At 65.1% G+C, this 20,560-nt stretch carries 19 protein-coding genes; 13 read left to right on the top strand and 6 right to left on the bottom strand.

The genetic code is table 11. From position 1 onward, the window contains the following. The first annotated feature begins 78 nt into the window (after nucleotides 1–78). The 6 genes from QD228_RS09705 to QD228_RS09680 all read left to right on the top strand — a co-directional run bounded on the left by QD228_RS09705 (nucleotide 79) and on the right by QD228_RS09680 (nucleotide 5,992). Nucleotides 79–903, top strand: coding sequence for an alkaline phosphatase family protein (locus tag QD228_RS09705; RefSeq protein ID WP_084208519.1), 825 nt, complete (start codon nucleotides 79–81; stop codon nucleotides 901–903). Further along, nucleotides 903–1,751, top strand: coding sequence for an ABC transporter permease subunit (locus QD228_RS09700; RefSeq protein ID WP_176494211.1), 849 nt, complete (start codon nucleotides 903–905; stop codon nucleotides 1,749–1,751). The genes QD228_RS09705 and QD228_RS09700 overlap by 1 nt, the downstream gene beginning before the upstream one ends. Beyond that, nucleotides 1,735–2,700, top strand: a complete 966-nt coding sequence (locus QD228_RS09695) for an ABC transporter permease (protein ID WP_218015083.1) — start codon at nucleotides 1,735–1,737, stop codon at nucleotides 2,698–2,700. The genes QD228_RS09700 and QD228_RS09695 overlap by 17 nt, the downstream gene beginning before the upstream one ends. After that, nucleotides 2,700–3,899: an ABC transporter ATP-binding protein gene (locus tag QD228_RS09690; RefSeq protein ID WP_176503906.1), complete on the top strand. Its 1,200-nt coding sequence runs from the start codon at nucleotides 2,700–2,702 to the stop codon at nucleotides 3,897–3,899. The genes QD228_RS09695 and QD228_RS09690 overlap by 1 nt, the downstream gene beginning before the upstream one ends. 7 nt (nucleotides 3,900–3,906) lie before the next feature. Further along, a complete protein-coding gene (locus QD228_RS09685; protein WP_191237133.1) occupies nucleotides 3,907–4,608 on the top strand; it encodes an HAD family hydrolase in 702 nt (233 codons plus the stop codon). Between the two features lie 91 nt (nucleotides 4,609–4,699). Then, nucleotides 4,700–5,992: a GAK system CofD-like protein gene (locus QD228_RS09680; protein WP_279875400.1), complete on the top strand. Its 1,293-nt coding sequence runs from the start codon at nucleotides 4,700–4,702 to the stop codon at nucleotides 5,990–5,992. 91 nt (nucleotides 5,993–6,083) lie between these two features. On the opposite strand, the gene chrA is transcribed toward QD228_RS09680, so the two are convergent. The 4 genes from chrA to QD228_RS09660 all read right to left on the bottom strand — a co-directional run bounded on the left by chrA (nucleotide 6,084) and on the right by QD228_RS09660 (nucleotide 10,433). Then, complete coding sequence (chrA, locus tag QD228_RS09675) at nucleotides 6,084–7,292, bottom strand: chromate efflux transporter (RefSeq protein ID WP_279875398.1); 1,209 nt, start codon at nucleotides 7,290–7,292, stop codon at nucleotides 6,084–6,086. A 162-nt stretch (nucleotides 7,293–7,454) separates the two neighbouring features. Continuing rightward, nucleotides 7,455–8,774, bottom strand: a complete 1,320-nt coding sequence (arsJ, locus tag QD228_RS09670; protein WP_279875395.1) for an organoarsenical effux MFS transporter ArsJ — start codon at nucleotides 8,772–8,774, stop codon at nucleotides 7,455–7,457. A gap of 1 nt (nucleotide 8,775) precedes the next feature. Beyond that, nucleotides 8,776–9,879, bottom strand: coding sequence for an ArsJ-associated glyceraldehyde-3-phosphate dehydrogenase (locus QD228_RS09665; RefSeq protein WP_279875393.1), 1,104 nt, complete (start codon nucleotides 9,877–9,879; stop codon nucleotides 8,776–8,778). A 104-nt stretch (nucleotides 9,880–9,983) separates the two neighbouring features. Next, nucleotides 9,984–10,433, bottom strand: coding sequence for an ArsR family transcriptional regulator (locus tag QD228_RS09660; protein ID WP_279875392.1), 450 nt, complete (start codon nucleotides 10,431–10,433; stop codon nucleotides 9,984–9,986). Between the two features lie 400 nt (nucleotides 10,434–10,833). Between QD228_RS09660 and trxA the strand changes: the two genes are divergently transcribed. The 6 genes from trxA (at nucleotide 10,834) to dkgB (ending at nucleotide 16,951) form a co-directional block, all read left to right on the top strand. After that, entirely contained in the window at nucleotides 10,834–11,157 is a 324-nt protein-coding gene (gene trxA / locus QD228_RS09655) for a thioredoxin (protein ID WP_077375765.1), read from the top strand. Nucleotides 11,158–11,349: 192 nt separating this feature from the next. Next, nucleotides 11,350–12,468, top strand: a complete 1,119-nt coding sequence (locus tag QD228_RS09650; RefSeq protein WP_279875390.1) for an L-dopachrome tautomerase-related protein — start codon at nucleotides 11,350–11,352, stop codon at nucleotides 12,466–12,468. 212 nt (nucleotides 12,469–12,680) lie between these two features. Next, a complete protein-coding gene (locus QD228_RS09645; protein WP_279854659.1) occupies nucleotides 12,681–13,862 on the top strand; it encodes an MFS transporter in 1,182 nt (393 codons plus the stop codon). 108 nt (nucleotides 13,863–13,970) lie between these two features. After that, on the top strand, nucleotides 13,971–14,885 hold the full coding sequence (locus tag QD228_RS09640; protein WP_279875388.1) for a TIGR03571 family LLM class oxidoreductase: 915 nt from the start codon (nucleotides 13,971–13,973) through the stop codon (nucleotides 14,883–14,885). A gap of 73 nt (nucleotides 14,886–14,958) precedes the next feature. Further along, the gene (locus QD228_RS09635; protein WP_279875386.1) at nucleotides 14,959–15,969 is read left to right on the top strand and encodes an alcohol dehydrogenase catalytic domain-containing protein; all 1,011 of its coding nucleotides are present in this window, start codon (nucleotides 14,959–14,961) and stop codon (nucleotides 15,967–15,969) included. Nucleotides 15,970–16,144: 175 nt separating this feature from the next. After that, entirely contained in the window at nucleotides 16,145–16,951 is an 807-nt protein-coding gene (gene dkgB, locus QD228_RS09630) for a 2,5-didehydrogluconate reductase DkgB (protein ID WP_141392489.1), read from the top strand. 122 nt (nucleotides 16,952–17,073) lie between these two features. On the opposite strand, the gene cydC is transcribed toward dkgB, so the two are convergent. Further along, nucleotides 17,074–18,789 carry a thiol reductant ABC exporter subunit CydC gene (gene cydC / locus QD228_RS09625; RefSeq protein WP_279875384.1) on the bottom strand — a complete coding sequence of 572 codons (1,716 nt, stop codon included), beginning with the start codon at nucleotides 18,787–18,789 and terminating at the stop codon, nucleotides 17,074–17,076. Beyond that, nucleotides 18,770–20,419, bottom strand: coding sequence for a thiol reductant ABC exporter subunit CydD (cydD, locus tag QD228_RS09620; RefSeq protein ID WP_279875440.1), 1,650 nt, complete (start codon nucleotides 20,417–20,419; stop codon nucleotides 18,770–18,772). The genes cydC and cydD overlap by 20 nt, the downstream gene beginning before the upstream one ends. Here cydD and QD228_RS09615 point away from each other — a divergent pair. Further along, complete coding sequence (locus QD228_RS09615; protein ID WP_279875382.1) at nucleotides 20,321–20,560, top strand: hypothetical protein; 240 nt, start codon at nucleotides 20,321–20,323, stop codon at nucleotides 20,558–20,560. The two genes, cydD and QD228_RS09615, sit on opposite strands and share 99 nt — an antisense overlap.

The raw sequence follows: 20,560 nt of genomic DNA, 5'->3' as shown, positions 1-20,560 counted from the left end.
CCAGAGCGGATAGAGCGCGCACCATCCTGACAGACGGCACCGTCCACACGGTGCCGTCTTGAGCTTCACGGAGTCTTCATGTCCCAGCGTGTCATTCTTGTCGTGCTCGATGGCCTCAACCATGCCGTGGGCCGGCATGCCATGGGCTATCTGAGTGCCCTGGTCGAGGCCGGTCGCGGGCAGTACCAGTCGCTGGAGTGCGAGCTGCCAGCGATGTCGCGACCGCTCTATGAGTGCCTGCTGACCGGTGATCTGCCCGTCGACTCCGGCATCGTCAACAATGGCATCGTGCGACGCTCGCGTGGCGTGAGCCTGTTCGATCTCGCCAGTCAGCAGGGGCGACGCACCGCGGCAGCCGCCTATCACTGGGTCAGCGAACTCTACGTCGCCGCCCCCTTCGTGCCGGCCAGACACCGACTGCTCGACAATCCCGAATCCGCCATCCAGGCGGGCATCTTCTACTGGCAGGATCACTACCCGGACGACCACGTCTTCAGCGATGCCGAGATGCTGAGACTGCGTCACGACCCGGACTTCCTGCTGGTGCACAGCATGAACATCGATGACGCCGGCCACCGCCACGGCGGTGAGTCCGCGCAATATCGCAATGCGGCGCGTCATGCCGATGTCGCCTTGGCCGACTACCTGCCCTGCTGGCTGGAGGCCGGCTATCAGGTGATGGTCACCGCCGATCACGGCATGAACGCCGACCGCTCACATTCCGGGCTTCTCGAAGAAGAGCGCCGTGTGCCGCTCTGGACCTTCGGCAGCGCCTTCGCCCGCAGTCCCGCCCGCAACCTTCGCCAGCGCGAGCTCTGCGGCACCCTGGCAAGCGTGCTGGGGCTTGAGCACGACAAGGCCAGCAACACATCCCTGCTGGCAGGCCCTGGAGGGGACGCGTGATGCCGACATTCCTCAGGCGAGTGCTGACCAGTCCCGCGATGTGGCTGCTGCCCTTCGCCATCCTTTTCTTCGCCTTCCAGATCGCCCCGCTGATCTGGGTGATGATCAGCGCCTTCAAGACCCCCGCAGGCTGGGGGCTGGCCAATTTTCAGGAAATCGCCACCTCCCCCTTCTTCCGCCAGGCCATCGGCCGCAGTCTCGAGATCTCGCTGATGTCCAGCGTGCTGGGACTGGCGATCGCCGCCGTGACCTGTCACAGCATGCACCGCTGCGGGCCGGGCCTGACGCGCGCGATGATCGCCTTCACCAACATGACCAGCAACTTCGCCGGCGTGCCGCTGGCCTTCGCCTTCATCATCCTGATGGGGGCCAACGGCATGCTGACCTTGATGCTGGAGCGTCTGGGCATCATCGATGACTTCAATCTCTATTCACGCACCGGCCTGATCGTCATCTACACCTGGTTCCAGATCCCGCTGGGCATCCTGCTGCTCTACCCGGCCTTCAGCACGCTCAAGGGCGAGTGGCGCGAAGCCGCCAGCCTGCTCGGTGCCAACCGTCTGGCCTACTGGCAGCACATCGGCCTGCCCGTGCTCTGGCCGTCGCTGGCCGGCACGCTCACCGTACTGTTCGCCAATGCCATGGGCGCCTATGCCACCGTCTATGCGCTGGTGAACACCAGCTACAACCTGATGACCATCCGCATCGCCAATCTGGTCTCCGGCGACCTCTTCCTGCAACCGGAACTGGCCAGCGCACTGGCGATGGTACTGGTGGTCATTCTCGTCATCGTCACGCTGATCCAGCAGTGGCTCATGCGCAGGAGCTACCATGTCACTTCCCGCTGAACTGCCGTATCGCCATGGCAAGCCGCTGCTGCCCAGCCTGATGGCGCGTCTACGCGGGCTCAATCCCTACAGCGTGGTGGTGGGCAGCGTCTTCACGCTGCTGGCACTGCCGCTGGTGGCCACGCTGTTCTACGCCCTTGCCACCCGCTGGGGCGCCAGCCTCACGCCCGATGGCCTGACGGTGAAGTGGTTTCTGGAGCTGTGGACCACCCCCCGCTTTCTCGCCGCATTCGGGCGCTCCCTGCTGGTCGCCGTCGGCGCCCTGATCCTGTCACTGCTGTTGATCGTGCCGGTGGTCTTCCTGGCCCATACCCGCTATCCGCGTCTGGATGGCTGGATGAATGGCCTGATCCTGCTGCCCTTCGCCGTGCCGCCCATCGTATCCTCGGTCGGTCTGCTGCAGCTGTATGCCGGCGGCCCACTGCCGATCATCGGCACGCCCTGGATCCTGATTCCCACCTATTTCACCATCGTGCTGCCCTTCATGTACCGAGCGCTGGCCAACAGCCTGCGAGCACTGGATGTGGCATCGCTGATGGAAGCCGCCCAGTTGCTGGGCGCCAGCCCGCTGCAGGCCTTCTTCCAGGTGGTCCTGCCCAATATCCGGGTCGGCATCCAGATCGCCGTCTTCCTGGCCTTCTCGTTTCTGGCCGGTGAATTCGTGTTCGCCAACATGCTGGTCGGCACTCGTTTCGAGACGCTGCAGGTCTACCTGAACAACATTCGCGGGGCCAGCGGCCACTTCACCAGTGCGCTGGTCATCACGCTGTTCGTGTTCACCCTGATTCTCACCTGGCTGGGCAACCGCCAGCCCGCCGAGCAGGCGATGCCGGAAGATGACCCCGAGGAGGCGCTGGCCACCGCCATGACGGAAGGTCTGCCCGCCACGCCCGCGAAAGCTGGCCCTGCCGCCCCCCATTCCCGTACCGATTCACGAGGGCACCGCTGATGCTTGCCACCGATATCCCGCAGACCCACTCTCGCCACGACAGCGATGGCCTGCTGACCAGCGCGTTGCGTGAACAGGCCGCCGACCAGCAGTACCTAACGCTCAAGGGCCTGGCCAAGCGTTTCGGCAAGACGCGCGTGTTCTCCGACATCGATGCCGAGATCGCCCGTGGCGAGTTCATCACCCTGCTCGGGCCCTCTGGCTGCGGAAAATCCACCCTGCTGCGCGCCATTGCCGGGCTCAACGACGTGGACAGCGGCGAGATCATCGTCGATGGTCACGACATCACCCGTCTGCCGCCCCAGCGGCGCGGCATCGGCATGGTCTTCCAGCACTATGCGCTGTTCCCCAACATGCGCGTGGCGGACAACGTCGCCTTCGGCCTGCGCATGAAGAAGGTGCGCCCCGAGGAGCGCGAGCGCCGCGTCACGGAAGTACTGCGACTGGTGGAGCTGACCGACCAGGCACAGCGCTATCCACATCAGCTGTCCGGTGGCCAGCGACAACGCGTGGCACTGGCGCGCGCGCTGGTGGTCGAGCCCCAGATCCTGCTGCTCGATGAGCCGCTCTCGGCGCTGGATGCGCGCATCCGCCGTCATCTGCGCGATCAGATTCGCGACATCCAGAAGAGTCTCGGCCTCACCACCCTGTTCGTCACCCACGATCAGGAAGAGGCCTTGCTGCTCTCAGATCGCATCTTCCTGATGCATCAGGGCAGCATTCTCCAGCAGGGCAACGCTGCATCGCTCTACACCCGACCGGTAGACGCCACGGCCGCAGGCTTCATGGGCCATTACAATCTGATCGGCAGCGAGCTTGCCCGGCCCCTGCTCGGCTACCTGTGCGATAGCCCGCAGGTCGCATTGCGGCCGGAGGCGCTCTATCTGCAGCCGGATGAGATGACACGTCCCCTCCTCCCCGGGCACCTGGAGGCTGGCCTCGACTTCCCGCTCCAGCCATTGCCGACTAATGTGGGGCCAGCGCTGCCCGGCGTCATCCTGCGCCATCAATTGCTGGGCAACATCGTGCGCTACGAGGTGGATTGTCAGGGGCTGCGTCTCAACGTCGATGTGCTCAACCGCAGTGCCCGCCAGCTGCTGCCCGACCATCTGCGCGTGCAGGTGCATGCCGATCTCGACGAAGTCCAGGCGCTGGGTACGCACGACACTGGCGACAGGTCACGGGTGGCAAATGGGTGAAATGCACATGAGTGAAGTGCCTGGGGGGGAAGTGCGCGGGCTGGCCATCTTCGATCTCGATGACACCTTGCTGGATGGCGACGCCACGGGACTGTGGACCGAGTGGCTGATCCAGCTGGACTGGATCACGGACCCCGAGCGATACCGCGCCATCTGGACGCAACAGATGGCAGACTACGCCGCGGGCCGACTCGACATGGAAGCGCACCTGAGCCATCTGCTCTCCCCGCTGGCCGGTCGCACCGTCAGTGAAGTCGAGGCCGAGGTGGACACCTTCCTCGATACCGAACTGCTGCCGCGCCTCTACCGTGAGGGTCGCGAGCGCATCGCCTGGCATCGTGATCAGGGCCATCAGGTCGTGATCATCTCGGCCTCGACAGCCCAGCTGGTGGCACCGCTGGCAGAGCGACTGGCATTGGATGCCGCGCTGGCGACTCGCCTGGAGGTCAAGGATGGCTGCTACACGGGACGCGCCCGGGGCATCCGTACCTTCCGCGATGGCAAGCTTGCGGCCTTGAGGCACTGGCTGGCAGAGCATCTCGGCCCCGGTGGACACAGCCTCCCCACCTGGGGCTATTCGGATTCACGCAATGATCTGGCGTTGCTGGAGTTCGTCGATCACCCGCATGCGGTCTGTGCCGACCCGACCCTGGAAGCCATCGCCACGCAGCGCCACTGGCCGCGCCTGCGTTGGCAAGGTTACGACTGAGGGACTGAGCGCTTTCACTCCCGAAACAGGCGACGACTGACGCAAAAAAAGGCACTCTATGCCCAAGACGAAAGGCAAAGGAAGCCGCAACATGGCAGAGGTCAGGGTCAGTCGGACCGCAAGGGTCCCGGATCCATTACGCGTCAGGCGTTATCACAAGGCACCGGAGGTCGGCCCCCGTGTGCTGTTCTTCAGCGGGGGCACGGCGCTGACGGGCATCTCGCGCACCCTGACGCGCTATACCCATCACAGCATCCATCTGGTGACGCCCTTCGATTCCGGTGGCAGCTCCGCCAAGCTGCGTGACGCCTTCTCGATGCCGGCCATCGGCGACCTTCGCTCACGCCTGATGGCGCTGGCGGATGACAGCGTGCTGGGGCACCCGGAGATCTACCGCTTGTTCACGCACCGTCTGCCTGCCGAAGCACGCCCGGAGATGCTGCAGGCCACTCTGCGGGAACTGGCGGCGGGCCGTCATCCGCTCAGCATGGCCGTGGCGGAGCCCATGCGCACGCTCATCTGTCATCAGCTGGGCTTCCTGATCGAGGCCATGCCGGCAGGCTTCGATCTGCGCGGCGCCAGCATCGGCAATCTGATCATCGCCGGCGGCTACCTGAACCATCATGAGCAGCTCGACCAGATCATCTTCCTGTTCTCCAAGCTGGTGCATGTACGCGGGACGGTGCGCGCCATCATCAATGCCGACTGCCATCTGGCCGTCACCCTGGAAGATGGGCGCAGAATCATCGGCCAGCACCAGATCACCGGCAAGGAAGTCGCGCCACTGGAGAGCCCGATCGCGCGCATCCAGCTGGTCGAGGCCAGCGCGAAGGCCAGTCCAAAAGCCAGTCCAAAGGCCAGTGCCAAGGACAATACGACGGACAGCACCACAGAGAGAGAGACGCACAATGACGGCGGTGCCATCGTGCCCGTGCGGCCTGCGCTGCACCTCAACAACCGTCAGCTGATCGATTCCGCGGAACTGATCTGCTTTCCGCCGGGCAGTTTCTACTCCAGCGTCATCGCCAACCTGCTGCCCAGCGGGGTGGGACGCGCGATACTGGCCAACCCCTGTCCCAAGGTCTACATCCCCAACTGCAGTCCGGACCCGGAGCAGACCGGCAAGACACTCGAGCAACTGGTCGCGACCCTGATCGACACCCTGTGTGCGGACCTGGATGTCTCGCGCAACGACTGTCCCAACGAGCATCTGCTCAACATCGTGCTGCTGGACAGTCAGCGTGGCGACTACCCCGGCGGTGTCTCCGTCCCCGCGCTGGAGCGCATGGGACTGACCGTGATCGACACTCGCCTGATCAGCGAGCAGAGCGCGCCCTACTACGACAACGAACTGCTGGTCACCGCCCTGCTGTCACTGGTGTGACGACCGCCTCGTATGAACAGAACGCCCCCGCCTGCCAACTTGCAGACGGGGGCGTTCGTTTTCAGGCTGTGCTCTGAACGGGAGGACAGGCTTACATCACCCCACGTACCGCCCCGAGAATCACCATCGCCAGCACCAGCTTCCAGGGTGCCAGCGCGAAGCGGGTCAGCGCGATGAAGGCCGCCAACGCGATGACGACGTCCAGATGACTCAGCACACTGGTGGTCCACAAGGGGTCATACAGCGCCATGCCCAGCACGCCGACGACCGCCGCATTGGCGCCCGCGAGCGCAGCGCGTGCTGCGGGCCGTGCACGCAGGCGCCCCCACAGGGGTGCCACGCCGATCAACAGCAGAATCCCCGGCAGGAAGAGACTCAACAGCGCAATGATGGCGCCGAGCACTGCCGAATCCCCGCCCACCTGGGCCATGCCCGCTCCCAGCCAGGCGGCGAAGGTGAACAGTGGCCCCGGCACCGCCTGCGCGGCCCCATAGCCGGTGAGAAAGGTATCGGCCGCGATACGCCCCGTCTCGACGGTGGAGGCCTCCAGCAGCGGCAGCACCACATGCCCGCCCCCGAATACCAGCGCCCCGGCACGGTAGAAGATATCGACCAGACTGCCGGAGGCCAGCAGCGGCAGCGCGATCAACAGCGCGAAGAAGGTGATCAGACAGGCGCGAGCCAGGCGCGTCGAGACCGGCAGCGACAGCCCCGCTGCCCCCGCCTGCTGGCGAACAAGGGCCGCACTGTCATCACGACACAGCAGGCTGCCGAGCACTGCACCCATCGCGATCACTCCGACCTGCGTCCAGGCGCTCTGCGCCAGCGCCAGGCCCAGCATGGCCAACAGCGCCAGCCCGGCGCGCCGTCGGTCCGGGCACAGCGTGCGCGCCATGCCCCAGATCGCCTGGGCAACGACCGCCACCGCCACCAGCTTCAAGGCGTGGATCACCCCGGAAGCCAGCGGCCCTTCGAGGCTGCCCGCCACCAGCGCCAATGCCAGCAGTGCCAGCGCAGACGGCAAGGTGAAGCCGACCCAGGCAAGCACCCCACCCATCACCCCGCCACCACGCACCATGCCCAGTGCAAAGCCGACCTGACTGCTGGCCGGTCCCGGCAGGAACTGGCACAGCGCGACCAGCTCGGCGTAGGCCGTATCACTCAGCCAGCCGCGCCGGCGGACCAGCTCCGCGTGGAAGTAGCCCAGGTGCGCGATCGGCCCGCCGAAGCTGGTCAGCCCCAGCGTGAGGAAGGTGAGCAGCACGTCCCGATATCGCTCGCGAGAGGATACGGCGGTCACACCGTCGGCCTCGTGCGGCGCCTGCCTGGTTGAAACACGATCGTGACTGGATGACATGTGGCGTCTCTGTAGAAGGTGGCGCTGGGTGCATGGACAGGCGTCGGGGGATCAGGAAGTGATCCCTCAGGCGACACCTTGCAAGGTACTCAGGTACTCAGGTACTCAGGTACTGCCGGCAGGCGAATCGGATGTTGCGTGTGACTCCTGCGGCAAGGCTAAGGCCATCACGGCACTCGCCGCCACCAATCCGGCCGACCACCACAGGCAGGCTTCCAGCCCATAGGCCTGATAGAGCCAACCGGACAGCAAGGTGCCCAACAGACGCCCCATGGCATTGGCCATGTAATAGAAACCGACATCCATCGACACGCCTTCACTGCGCGCGAAGCGCACGATCAGATAGCTGTGCCAGCTGGAATTGACCGCAAAGACGGCCCCGAATACCAACAGGCCGATGATCAACCATTCCAGTGGCGCCAACCCCAACAGGATGGCACCACTGATATCGGCCGCCTGTGGCGCATCCAGCGGCAGGCTGGCCATCAGCGCCGGCAGCAGGGCCAGGCCGGCCGCCAGCGACACCGTGACCCAGCGGACGCCGGTAGCGCCGTTCAAGCGGCGTGAGAGCGGACCGGTGATGCGTGGCGCCTGGGTCTGGACACCGCCATAGCCGATCACCCAGGCGGCCATGAGCACGCCGACCGTCCAGAAATGCCAGCCATGCACCTCGGCCAGATAGACCGGCAAGGCCACCACGAACCAGACGTCACGGGCCGAGAACAGGCACAGTCGAGCCGCCGAGAGCACATTGACCGCCCGCGAGGTCGAGAACATCTCACGGAATGCCGGCTTGCGACTGGCCTTGCTCTGCCCCAGTGATGCCGACAGCTTGCGCAGTGACAGCACCAGCACGCCTGCCAGCATCAGCCACATGGCCATGACGGTGCCCTGGAAGCCGATGAGACTGAGCGCCGCCCCGCCCAGGAAGAAGCCCAGTCCCTTGAGTGCATTCTTGGAGCCGGTGAGCAACGCGACCCAGCGATACAGCGCGCTCTGCGATTCCTCCACCGGCTGCCCCTTGGGCACCAGCACCTTGATGGCGCTCTTGGCGCTCATCTTGTTGAGGTCCTTGGCGATGCCGGACAGCGCCTGGGCGATCATCACCCAGATGACCGTCAGCATGGATTCCGGCACCAGCAGCATGCCGAGCGCCACCAGCTGCATCGCAAGCCCTGCATTCATGGTGCGATTGAGGCCGAGCCGTGCCCCGAGCCAGCCGCCGACCAGATTGGTGACGACACCGAAGGCCTCGTAGAACAGGAACAGCATCGCCACGTCCAGCGCCGAATAGCCCAGCGAGTGGAAGTGCAGCACCACCAGCATGCGCAGCGCGCCATCGGTCAGCGTGAAGGCCCAGTAGTTGCCGGTCACCAGCAGGTACTGGCGCACCTCATGGGGCAGCTCTCGCAGGCGGGCAAGCATGTCAGCGCTCCTGTGTGCTGGGGTCGGTCAGATCACCCAGGCCGACTTTCAGTGCCAGTTCCGCGGTGCGATTGGCGTAGCCCCATTCGTTGTCATACCAGGCGTACAGCTTGAGCTGGGTCCCCGCGACCACCATGGTCGAGAGCGCATCGATGATGCTGGAGCGGGAATCGGTACGGAAATCGATCGACACCAGCGGGCGTGTCTCATACCCCAGCACCCCGGAAAGCTCGCCTTTTGCCGCAGTTTGCAGCGCCTGATTGACCTCCTCCACCGTCACTTCGCGATCGAGCTCGAACACCATGTCGGTGAGAGAGGCATTGGCCAGCGGCACGCGAATGGCGTGGCCGTTCAGGCGGCCTTCCAGCTCCGGAAAGATGGCACTGATCGCCTTGGCGGAGCCGGTGGTCGTCGGAATCAGGCTCATGCCGCAGGCCCGCGCACGGCGCAGATCCTTATGCGGCGCATCCAGAATCGTCTGGGTATTGGTGATGTCGTGCACGGTGGTCATGGAGCCATGGCGAATGCCGAACTGCGACTGGATCACCTTGATCACCGGCGCCAGGCAGTTGGTGGTACAGCTGGCCGCCGTCACGATGCGGTGCGTCTGGGCATCATAGAGATGATCGTTCACGCCCATGACGATATTGAGTACGCCCGCTTCCTTGACCGGCGCGGAGACCACGACACGCGCCACGCCCTGTTCAAGATAGGCATTGAGCACCTCGGTGCTCTTCTTCTTGCCGGAGGCCTCGATCACCACATCGCAGCCCGACCAGTCGGTGTCACTGATCTCACGCTGGCTGGAGAACGTCGTGCGCTGACCATCGATGATGATGCTCTCATCGTCACTGGTGATTCCCACGCCCGGCGACCACTGGCCATGCACGGAATCGAATTCCAGCAGGTGTGCGAAGGTCGCGGCATCGCCACCCGGGTCATTGATGCGCACCACGTCCAGCGCGACATCCTCGCGCAGCTTCCACAGCGCGCGCAGCGCAAGCCGGCCGATACGGCCGAAGCCATTGATGCCGATACGCAGAGGTGGCAGGCCAGCGGACAGCGTCAGTGAAGCGCTGTAGGACGGAGCATCATGAGCAAGCATCGTAATTTCCTCGTGAGGGTCAATGTGGGATCAGGGGTGTGACGTGTTTCAGGCGGGGGGCTGGGCAGACGCCTCCCTGCCTGCGATGGATATCGGCAGGCGCGTCAACTGGCGCAGCGCTCGGGACGATTGGGCATGGCCGCCAGCCACTGACGCCAGCGCGCCACCTCCACCTGCTGTGCCTCGCAGGCCGCCATCAGGATGGCGTGCCGCCAGCCCTGCATGGCGGGGCTCAGCCGGTAATACACCCACTGGCCGCGTCGCTCGCTGCTCAGGAGTCCGCAGTCGCGCAGCTGTGCGAGATGGCGCGAGACCTTGGGCTGCGAGATGCCGGGGCGCTCTCCTCCTGCGTGGGGCGTCTCGTGTGCCGGCATGTCCTGCTCACGCCGCTCCAGCAGCCAGATCAGCTCGCAGACACACAATTCTCCCGTCTCGCTCAGCAATTGCATGATGGTCAAGCGGGTATCTTCGGCCAGACATTTGAATATCCCCAACGGGGTCAGGGAAGCGGCAGCGCCATCCTCCAGCGCCGCATCGCGACTTGACGACTTCATGACAGCTTCCTTGGGCAGAGTGCGAGAGACGCGAGATCGGTGACGATCTGATATATGGAAAATCATATATACGTTTTTCCATATATCAAGTGACATTCTCATGTCAGGCGCGTGACGGCGTGCATGTCTCACTGATGTCACACGCTGGCGTCACTCGCTGGGCTCGTTCGGTATTAGAACGGAAGAGAAGAGAAGAGAAGAGAAGAGAAGACAGGCGGAAAATCCTCCTCGCCAGCGGTCGCCGCAAGCCCTCACTGTTGCTTGATCGGCACGCATATGTTTCTGCTGACATGAGAGAATGCGCTTGCGAACGAAAGTCCCGGGGCGTTAGTGTGTGCCCATCCGGCACGTGCGGTGCCAATCTGAATCACGCATCCTCAGGGGTGCACAGGAGAGTCAAATGGCTGATTTTGCGCAAGTGGTAGACAGCAACTACACCCAGGAAGTCATCGAGAGCGAGCAGCCGGTGCTGGTGAAGTTCTGGGCGCCGTGGTGCGGCCCGTGCAAGATGCTCGACCCGATCGTCGAATCCATCGCCGAAGAACAGGGTGACGCCCTCAAGGTCGTTGCCATCAATGTCGACGATGCACCGGATCTCGCCGCGCAGAATGGCGTCCGCGGCCTGCCGACCATCGCCCTGTTCAAGTCCGGCGAGAAGATCGAAGCCCTGACCGGCGTGCAGCCGAAGGAAAACTTCGATGCCATGATCGCGCGTCACGCCTGATCACATCAGCCCCGGGTCTGCCCGGCCTCGAAAACGCCCTCTCGCAGGGCGTTTTTTTTGGACAGCACTGTGACTTGAGTTACCCTACCTGTTTGATTTCATTGATAATTGCAGACGATGAAACATGCCGTCTCCCGAAACGAGACGCTGAAGACGACCGTCACAACCGCCTCACCAGACAAGGAAGCATTGATGCACAACGCCGTCCGTTCGACCCGATATCTGGGCGTGTTCGCCCTGCTCTCAGGCCTGCTGACGGGCTGCGCCACCGGCCATTCCACCCTGCCCGCCACCACCTCGTCACTCAAACCCGGCCCGGCCTACGGTGAGATGCGCTCGGTGGCCGTGATGCAGATACGTCCCGGCAACGTCGCCGTGACACCCGCTGGACGAGTCTTCGCGACCATCCACCCGATGGATGGCGATCATGATGTGCAGCTGGTCGAGATCACCGGACAGAACAGCTATCGTGCCTGGCCCTCACCCGCCCTCCAGACCCACGCCGGCCGCTACAGCGACGCCACCATCGACTCCCCGCTGGGCATCTATCAGGACGGCCAGGGAGGCCTTTGGATCACCGACATGGGCCTGCATCTGGGCAAGACCCGCCTGTGGGGCTTCGACATTGCCTCGGGCAAGTTGATCACCAAGCTGACCCTGCCCACTGGTATCGCCCCTGAAGGCAGCTTCGTGCAGGACCTGGCAGTGGATCGCAGTCGCGGCGTGGCGTATCTGGCCGATATCGCCAACCCGGGCCTGATCACCGTCGATCTGGCCTCCGGCGAGGCGTCCCGATTCAGCCAACACGCCGCACTGCAAGCTGAGCCAGACGCCACCCTGAAGATCGATGGCCGTGACATCCCGTTCAATGGCAAGCCCGCCAAGGTCGGCGTTGACCCGATCACCCTGTCCGATGACGGCGAGACGGTTTTCTTCGGTGCCATGACCGGCCACAGCTGGTACAGCGTCCCGGCCAGACTGCTGCGTGAAGAAGCCGATCACGACACCATTGCCGCTGCCATCACGCGCGTCGGCGACAAGCCCATCTCGGACGGTGCGGATACCGCCGGGGGCATCCACTACTTCACCAACCTCAATCAGCATGGGCTGGATGTGCTGGGGGCGGACGGCAAACTGACGCCGCTGGTCCGCGACGAGCGCCTCGACTGGCCGGATGGCGTGCGCATGGCCGCTGACGGCTGGCTGTATGTCACCGTCAATCAGCTGGACAGCACGCCGCCCTTCGCAGGCGGAGAGGACGAGGGCCAGCCGCCCTACCATATCTACAAGGTCTGGCCGACGGACGACTGAGCCAGCAGCCTCTCGACACGACAACGCCCGTGCTCCTTCAGTGGAGTGCGGGCGTTGTCGTGTTGGTCCCCTGAACGGCGGAGGCCATGTCCACACGCGGATATTTTCAATAATCACAAAGGTCTTTTGCGAATCACTCCGTTTATCGCAAAACTCAACCACGGCAGACTGCACAGCATCCAAGACCCACCCATTGCTGATGGAGAACTGCCATGCCTCTTGCCCTGCTGGCGCTGACGTTGAGCGCCTTTGCCATCGGGACCACCGAATTCGTGATCGTCGGACTGGTGCCCACCATCGCTCAGGATCTGAGCGTCTCTCTGCCTTCCGCTGGCCTGCTGGTCAGCCTGTATGCCGTCGGTGTCGCCATCGGTGCCCCCGTGCTGACCGCCCTGACCGGCCGCTTCAATCGCAAGCTGGTGCTGCTGGGACTGATGGCGCTGTTCATCGCCGGCAACCTGTTGGCCTGGCAGGCACCCAGCTACAGCTCGCTGATCACGGCGCGCATCCTGACTGGCCTGGCCCACGGGGTGTTCTTCTCCATCGGCTCCACCATCGCGACAAGCCTGGTGAGCAAGGACAAGGAAGCCAGTGCGATCGCCATCATGTTCACCGGCCTGACCGTGGCACTGGTCACCGGCGTGCCGCTGGGCACCTGGATCGGCCAGCACTTCGGCTGGCGCGCCACCTTCCTCGTGGTCTCGGTGCTCGGCGTGCTGGCATTGATCGGCAGCGCCATCCTGGTGCCCAACAACCTCAAGAAGAGCGTACCGGCCACCTTCGCCCAACAGCTCAAGGTGCTGACCCATCCGCGCCTGCTGCTGGTCTACCTGATCACCATTCTCGGCTACGGCGGCACCTTCACGGCCTTCACCTATCTGGCCCCGCTGCTGCAGGACGTCAGTGGCTTCAATGAAGGCGCCATCAGTCTGATCATGCTGGTCTACGGCGTCTCGGTGGCCATCGGCAACATCCAGGGCGGCAAGCTGGCTGACCGCATGGGCCCGATTCGCGCCCTGACCCTGATCTTCGGTGGCCTGATCGTCATCCTCGGCGTGCTGACCTTCACTGCCGCCAACCCGATCACGGCCGTGATCACCATCCTGATCTGGGGTGCCTTCGCCTTCGGCAACGTGCCGGGACTGCAGGTCTACGTCGTGCAGCAGGCCGAACGCTTCGTGCCGCAGGCCGTTGACGTGGCCTCCGGCCTCAACATCGCGGCCTTCAACATCGGCATCGCGCTGGGCTCCATCGTCGGCGGCCAGGTGGTCTCCGGGATGGCCCTGACCGACACCGCCTGGATCGGCGCTCTGATCGTCACCGCCGCCCTGCTGCTGACCCTGCTGGCCGGTCGCCTCGACAAGCGTCACGCGTCTTCCATCGCGACCGCCTGATCCGCCCTGCAGCCTACCGCCATCACGACGTGCCCCCGATTCCGACAGCTCAGCCTGCTGGCTCGGGGGCACCGTCGTCTACCCACCTGCTTGCTGAAGGAGTCCACCATGATCTCCCCGACCCGCCCGCTGGATCGCCTCACCCAGGGCCCCCTGACCCTCGGCGTCGAACTGCCCCTGGACAATGACTGGGTGCGGACTGACAGAGCCCCCTCCACACCCTTCGGTGTCCCTGACATGCGCGCCCATGCCGAGCTGATCGGCCAGGTCGACAGACTCGGCTTCCGCGCCGCCTGGCTGCGTGACGTGCCGCTGTTCGACCCCGCCTTCGGCGATGCCGGCCAGGTCTTCGAGCTGTTCACCTATCTGGGCTATCTGGCCAGTCACACCGACAACCTGCTGCTGGGCACTGCCGCCGCGGTGCTGCCGCTGCGCCAGCCGTGGCTGGTGAAAAAGGCCGCCGCCAGCGTGCAGGCCCTGAGCGAAGACCGCCTGCTGCTGGGCGTCGCCAGTGGCGACCGACCGGCGGAATACCCGCTGTTCGGTGAGGAGTTCTCCACCCGCGGTGCCGCCTTCCGCCACGCGGTGGACATCATCAAGGGCCAGGCGGATGACGCCTTGCGCGACGGTCAGGCCATCCTGCCTGCCGCGACGCGTCCGCCGATGTTGAGCGCCGGGCTTTCCCAGCAGACGCCCGAGTGGATCGGTCGCGAGATGGACGGCTGGCTGGCCTACCCGGGCACGCCACAGGATCACATCCGCCGCGTGGCACTCTGGCGTCAGGTCGCCGGCGACAAGCCCTACGTCAGTTTCATCCACCTCAATCTGGAAGACGACCCTCACGCCCCGGTGCGTCGTCATCGCTTCGGGTTGTCGAGTGGCCGCCTTGCCCTCATGGAAGAACTGTCAGCCATGCAGGATGCCGGAGTGAATCACATCGGCTTCCATCTGCGCCGCAATCGCCGCCCGCTCACGGAAACCCTCGAGGAACTGGGCCGTGAGGTGCTGCCGCACTTTTCATGAGGGCTGACGGGTCGCACTGACCTGTCCCCGCCATGGCGGAAAGGATTCACCATTCACGCTTGAAGGAGATCCCATGTCAGATTCCACGGAAACCACCACCCCGCAAGACATCCGTCACGGCACCACCCGAGCGCCCGCCTGGGTATGGCAGGGGCCGGGAGAGCCTGAGGCGCTCGAGCAGACAGAGGTGGACATCGGCGCACCGGGAGATGACGAGGTACTGGTCGCCACGCGTGCCATCGGCCTCAATCCCGTCGACTGGAAGTTCATGGCGATGGACAGCGAGCTGTGGCAAGCCGGTCAGATTCCCGGGGTCGATGCCTCGGGTGAGGTGATCGCCTGCGGCGCGAATGTCTCCCACGTCTCCCCCGGAGATCGCATCGCGGTCCACACCACCCTGGCGGGGCCGGGCACCTTCAGCAAACGCCTGCGGGTTCCGGCGCGCGCCGTGATGCGTCTGCCCGTTACCCTGGGCTTCAATGACGCCGCCGCCTTTCCGTGCCCGGCGCTGACCGCATGGCTCGCCATCGAGAAGCTGCCCATCAAGGCCGGTCGACGCCTGCTGATCACCGGTGCCTCCGGCAGCGTGGGCCGCAGGCTGATCCAGCTGGCCCGACAGCGCGACTTCCACGTCATCGCCGTCGCCTCCGAGAAGCGCCACGCGGTCCTCAAGGCGCTGGGCGCCGACGAGACCCTGACGGACGCCGAGCAGCTGGACGCCCCGGTCTACGCCGTGATCGATACCATCAATGGGGATCACGCCCGCAAGATGACCCGCCACCTGGGAGCCAACGGCCATATCGTCTGTATCCAGGACCGTCTGGAGCAGGCGGCCGCGCCGGCCTTCGATCGCGCCATCTCGCAACACGAAGTCGCACTCGGGGCACTGCACTGGGCGGGTGACGACGAGGACTGGGCACGCCTGGTCGCGGCGGGGGAAGGTCTGCTCGAAGCGATCGCCGATGGCACCCTGAACCAGCCGGCGCCCTGCATCGAATCATTCACGGCGCTGCCAGCCTGCCTTGCCGAGCTGAAGCGTGGCGAACGCCGAGCGCTGAAATTCGTGATCACGGCCAACGAATGAGCGGAAAGGCAGAAGGCACGCGGCCTGGGTGCGATTGTTGCGACAGTGGCACAGGACTGATGCAGCGCCGCGTGGTTGTCATGTCGCTGATCAAGCCCCAGTCATGAGGGGAACACACATGGATACGCGCCCTTCACTGCACCAGACATCGGGCGCGCTCAACAGGAGTTATTGCATGTCGACTACCCTACCGAATCCCGGCTTTGGCACCTTCCGTCTCGAGGGCGAGACGCTGCGTGACAGCCTGAACACCGCACTGGACACCGGCTATCGCCACATCGATACCGCCCAGTTCTATGGCAACGAAGCGGAAGTCGGACAGATCATCGCCGACAGCAAGGTGCCGCGCGAAGAGCTCTTCATCACCACCAAGATCTGGCACGACCGCCTGGTGCCGGGTGACATGGAGAAGAGTGTCGAGGAGAGCCTGGAACGCCTGCAGACCGATCACGTCGACCTGCTGCTCATCCATTGGCCGTCGCCGAACGATGAAGTGCCGATGGAAGATTACCTGCCGGTACTGGCCAAGCTGAAGGCAGCGGGCAAGGCGCGCCACATCGGGGTGTCCAACTTCACCTGCGAACAGCTGGAACGTGCCGTGGGCATCGTGGGGCGTGACGAGCTGCTCACCAACCAAGTCGAGGTCCACCCGTTCCTGCAAAACCGCAAGGTGATCGACAAGTGCCACGAGCTGGGCATCGAAGTCACTGCCTTCATGCCGCTGGCAGTCGGCAAGGTGATGGACGATGACACCCTCAAGGCCATCGCCGAACGTCATGACGCCAGCCCGGCGCAGATCGCCCTGGCATGGCTCAAGATGCAGGACATCGTCACCTTCCCGTCCTCCACCAAGGCGAAGAACATCAAGAGCAACTTCGAGGCCTTCTCCATGTCACTGACCGGTGAAGATATGGCGAAGATCGCCGAGCTGGATCGCGGTGAGCGCATCGCCAACCCGGACTTCGCCCCTGACTGGGACTGATGGCCCTCAGGCCTGTGCCTGATGCCGCGTCAGAGAAATGAAAAGGCCTCCCTCGGGAGGCCTTTTGCGTTGCTGTCCATGGATACTGGCCGACAGACTTCGACGCCGCGGCCGGCAATCGCTCAATCCTTTAGCCGCCAGACCCGAGTGATGCTCTGCGTACCGGGACGCGGCGATGCCAGGTCATGCTCATGCAGCAGATAGATCACCGTACGCGCCTTGAACCAGCCCTCCAGACGCTGTGCCATGCGCTGTGCCGTGCGCGCATCCAGCCCGGAGAAGGGTTCATCCAGAATCAGCAGCCCCGGATCCGTCAGTACCAGGCGCGCCAGTCCCAGGCGCCGCGCCTGCCCGCCCGAGACCTGCCGACCGCCCTCACCCACTCGGGTGGCGAGGCCCTGAGGCAGTTGCGCCACCCATTCGGCGAGATCCACCGCCTCCAGTGCCTGCCAGACATCCTCATCACTGGCCTGACGCGCACCCAGCCGCAGGTTGTCGGCAAGGCTGGCATCCAGCAATTCCACCTGTTGGGTCAGGCATCCCACGGCATGGGCCAGTGACTCGGGCGAGCAGGCGTCGATGGGCTGTCCGTTGAGCGTGATGCTGCCGCTCTGCAGCCGGGTCTGGCCAGTCAGCAAGGCCGCCAGCGTGGACTTGCCGGAGCCGGAAGCACCGCAGATGGCCATCTGGGTGCCGGGGGTGATCTCGAGGGTCATCTCGTCAAGCGCCTCGAACCAGGCACCGGGATAGCGCCACGACACCTGCTGGATCTGCACCTGCACGGCACCGCTGGCCAGGGTCTGCCGACCTTCCAGCGGCCGCATGGCGGAGGACAGCTCATTGAGTCGCTCGGCAGCGCCCAGGGTAGCACCGGCCTGAGTGAAGGCCGCCGGCAATCCCGCCAGGCCCTCACTCAAGGCCATGGCCGCCAGCGGCAGCATGACCATCACCGCCGGCGTCAGTCGCTCATCCGTCATTCCCTGCATGGCGGCCGCCAGCAACAGCAACCACGACAGGCCGATCACCAGACTGGCCAGGCCATTACCGATGGCCGTGATCACCGCCAGTCGCCACTGATCTCTCAACAGGCAGGTCTCGATCTCATCCAGGCGCTGACGGGCACTGCCCAGCGCCGCATAGGCCTCAAGCTCCGCCTGACCACGCAACGTCTCCATCAGCGCCGAGCGCAACGACTCCAATGTCGTGACGCGCCGCCGACTGGCCACCAGCCCCCAGCGCGCCTGCCCCAGCGTCAGCCAGGCCCAGCCCAGCAACAGGAACCCCGCCAGCCACGCCGCCGTTGTCGGCAGCCAGACAGCGACCAGCGCCACCAGCACCGCGATCAGACCCAGCGCCATCAGTGGCGGAGCCGCCAGGCGCAGGTAGAGCGCATCCAGGGTGTCGATATCCGCGGTGAGGCGATTGAGCCAGTCACTGGAACGCCGCGCCGCCACCCGCGCGGGGTCCATCGTCACCAGTGCGGCGAAGGCAGTGCCGCGCAGGCTGGCCAGCAGACGCAGGATGGTGTCGTGGTTGTAGAGCCGTTCCAGATAGCGCGACACGGTGCGCGAGACGGCGAACAGCCGAATGCCGCTGCCGGGAGTGTAGACATCCAGCGTCATGCCCGCACCGGCGGCCAGCGCAGCCCCCGTCAGGGCGGAGGCGGTGATGAACCAGCCGGAGACCGCCAGCAGGCCGAGCGCCGAACAGGCCGTCAGCATCATCAGCACCACGCCGAGTATCAGACGGCGACGGTATTGATCATGCAGGCGCCACCAGGGGGCCAGACGCGTGAGCGCCTCGCGCAGGGTCACGCCGTCAGTCTCGGGGGGCGTCACGCTCGTCCTCCTGTTGGCTCGTCGCCGTGGCTGTCATTGGCAGGATTCGCCCCTCCTCCAGCACCAGATGCCGCGTTGCCATGGCGATCAGCGCCGGATGGTGGGTCGCGATCACCAGGGTCCGCCCTTGAGCGCTCAGCCGCTCGAAGCCCGCGATCAGATAACGTTCCGTCTCGGCATCCAGACTGGCGGTGGGCTCATCGAGCAGCACCAGCGAGGCATCGCTCAGAAACACCCGCGCCAGCGCCAGCCGCTGTGCCTGCCCACCGGACAGCCCGCGCCCGCCTTCGCCGAGCGGTGTCGCGATGCCTTGCGGCAAGGCGGCAAGCTCGGCCTTGAGCCCTGCGCGCTCAAGCGCGGTGATGATCTCGGCGTCACTGGCCTGCGGCGCGGTGATACGCAGATTGTCGGCGAGACTGCCCTGCATCAGCAGCGGACGTTGATCCATCCAGGCCAGACGCGTGGCGGGGGCTATCTGACGCTGCCCGCTGTCCGGGGCGACGAATCCGGCCATCACCTGCAGCAGCGTCGACTTGCCCGCCCCGGAGGCCCCGCTGACGACCAGCACCTCGCCCTGCCTCAGCGCCAGCTCCAGCGGGCCCAGTACCTGCCCGCGCTCGGGGTGGCTCAGACAGACATCCGTCAGACACATCAGCTCGCCCGTCGCGTCTGGGCGGGTATCGGCGTGGCGAGGCGGCGCCATGTCGGCAGCCTCGAGAATCTCCATCAGCGTCTCGGAGGCGGCCAGCGCCGAGGCGCGATCATGGTAGAACTGCGACAGGGTTCTCAGCGGCTGGAAGAACTCGGGGGCCAGCAGCAGGATCACCAGCGCACTGAAGAGGGTCAGCTCATCGGCCGGCCCGATGGGAATGTCACCAAGCAGGCCGAAGCCGATGTAGATGGCGACCACGGCGATGGACACCGAGGCAAAGAACTCCAGCACCGCGGATGACAGGAAAGCGAGCCGCAAGGTGCGCAGGCTGCGCTTGCGGTAGTCATCGGCCACCAGCGTCACCTCGCGAGTCGCCAGCTCCCCCAGCCCGAACAGGCGCAGGGTGGTGATGGCACGCACGCGATCCACGAAGTGGCGCGACAGCCGCGCGACCGCCTGGAACTGGTCACGATTGAGCGACTCGGCCCCCATGCCGACCAGCGCCATGAACAGCGGTATCAGTGGCGCGGTCAGCGCCAGCAGGATGGCCGCCAGCCAGTCCAGACTGACCACGATGGCCAGAATCAGCAGCGGCGTGATCACCACCAGACGCATCTGCACATGAAAGCGCGCGAAGTAGCCTTCCAGGGCCTCCACCTGCTCCACCCAGCGCTGGGCGAGATCGGCGCTGTGATACTGGGCGGCGCGCACCGGCCCCAGCGTCTCGAGTGCCGTCAGTACCTCGCCACGAATGGCCTGTCGCAGTCGCTGGCTGGCACGCTGGGCCAGCAGCTCCTGACCACCACTCGCCAATACCCGCGCGCCCAGCAACCCCAGCAGGCCGACGAAGGGCCACCACAGCGCCCCCAATGACTCGGGATGCTCGATGGCTTCGGTGATCACCCAGGCCGTCAGTACCAGCTGGGCGACCGTCAGGATACCCGCCACGACCCCGGACAAGGCCGCAAACCCAAGCAGGCGACGCTCTCGCGTCGCCTGCTGTCGGAGCCATCTGCCTGCCTGGCGTCGTTCCCGGGTGCCCCGGTCAAGCGTGACCCGGTCAGGCGTGACCCGGTCTGGCGTGACCCGGTCAGCCTTGCCGACCGGGGCCTTGAGTGA

Origin of the sequence: Cobetia sp. 3AK (assembly GCF_029846335.1) — a bacterium.
Classification (GTDB): Bacteria; Pseudomonadota; Gammaproteobacteria; order Pseudomonadales; family Halomonadaceae; genus Cobetia; species Cobetia marina.
Note: the sequence above shows the minus strand (reverse complement) of the source record. Positions and strands in the feature narration are given on the sequence as shown.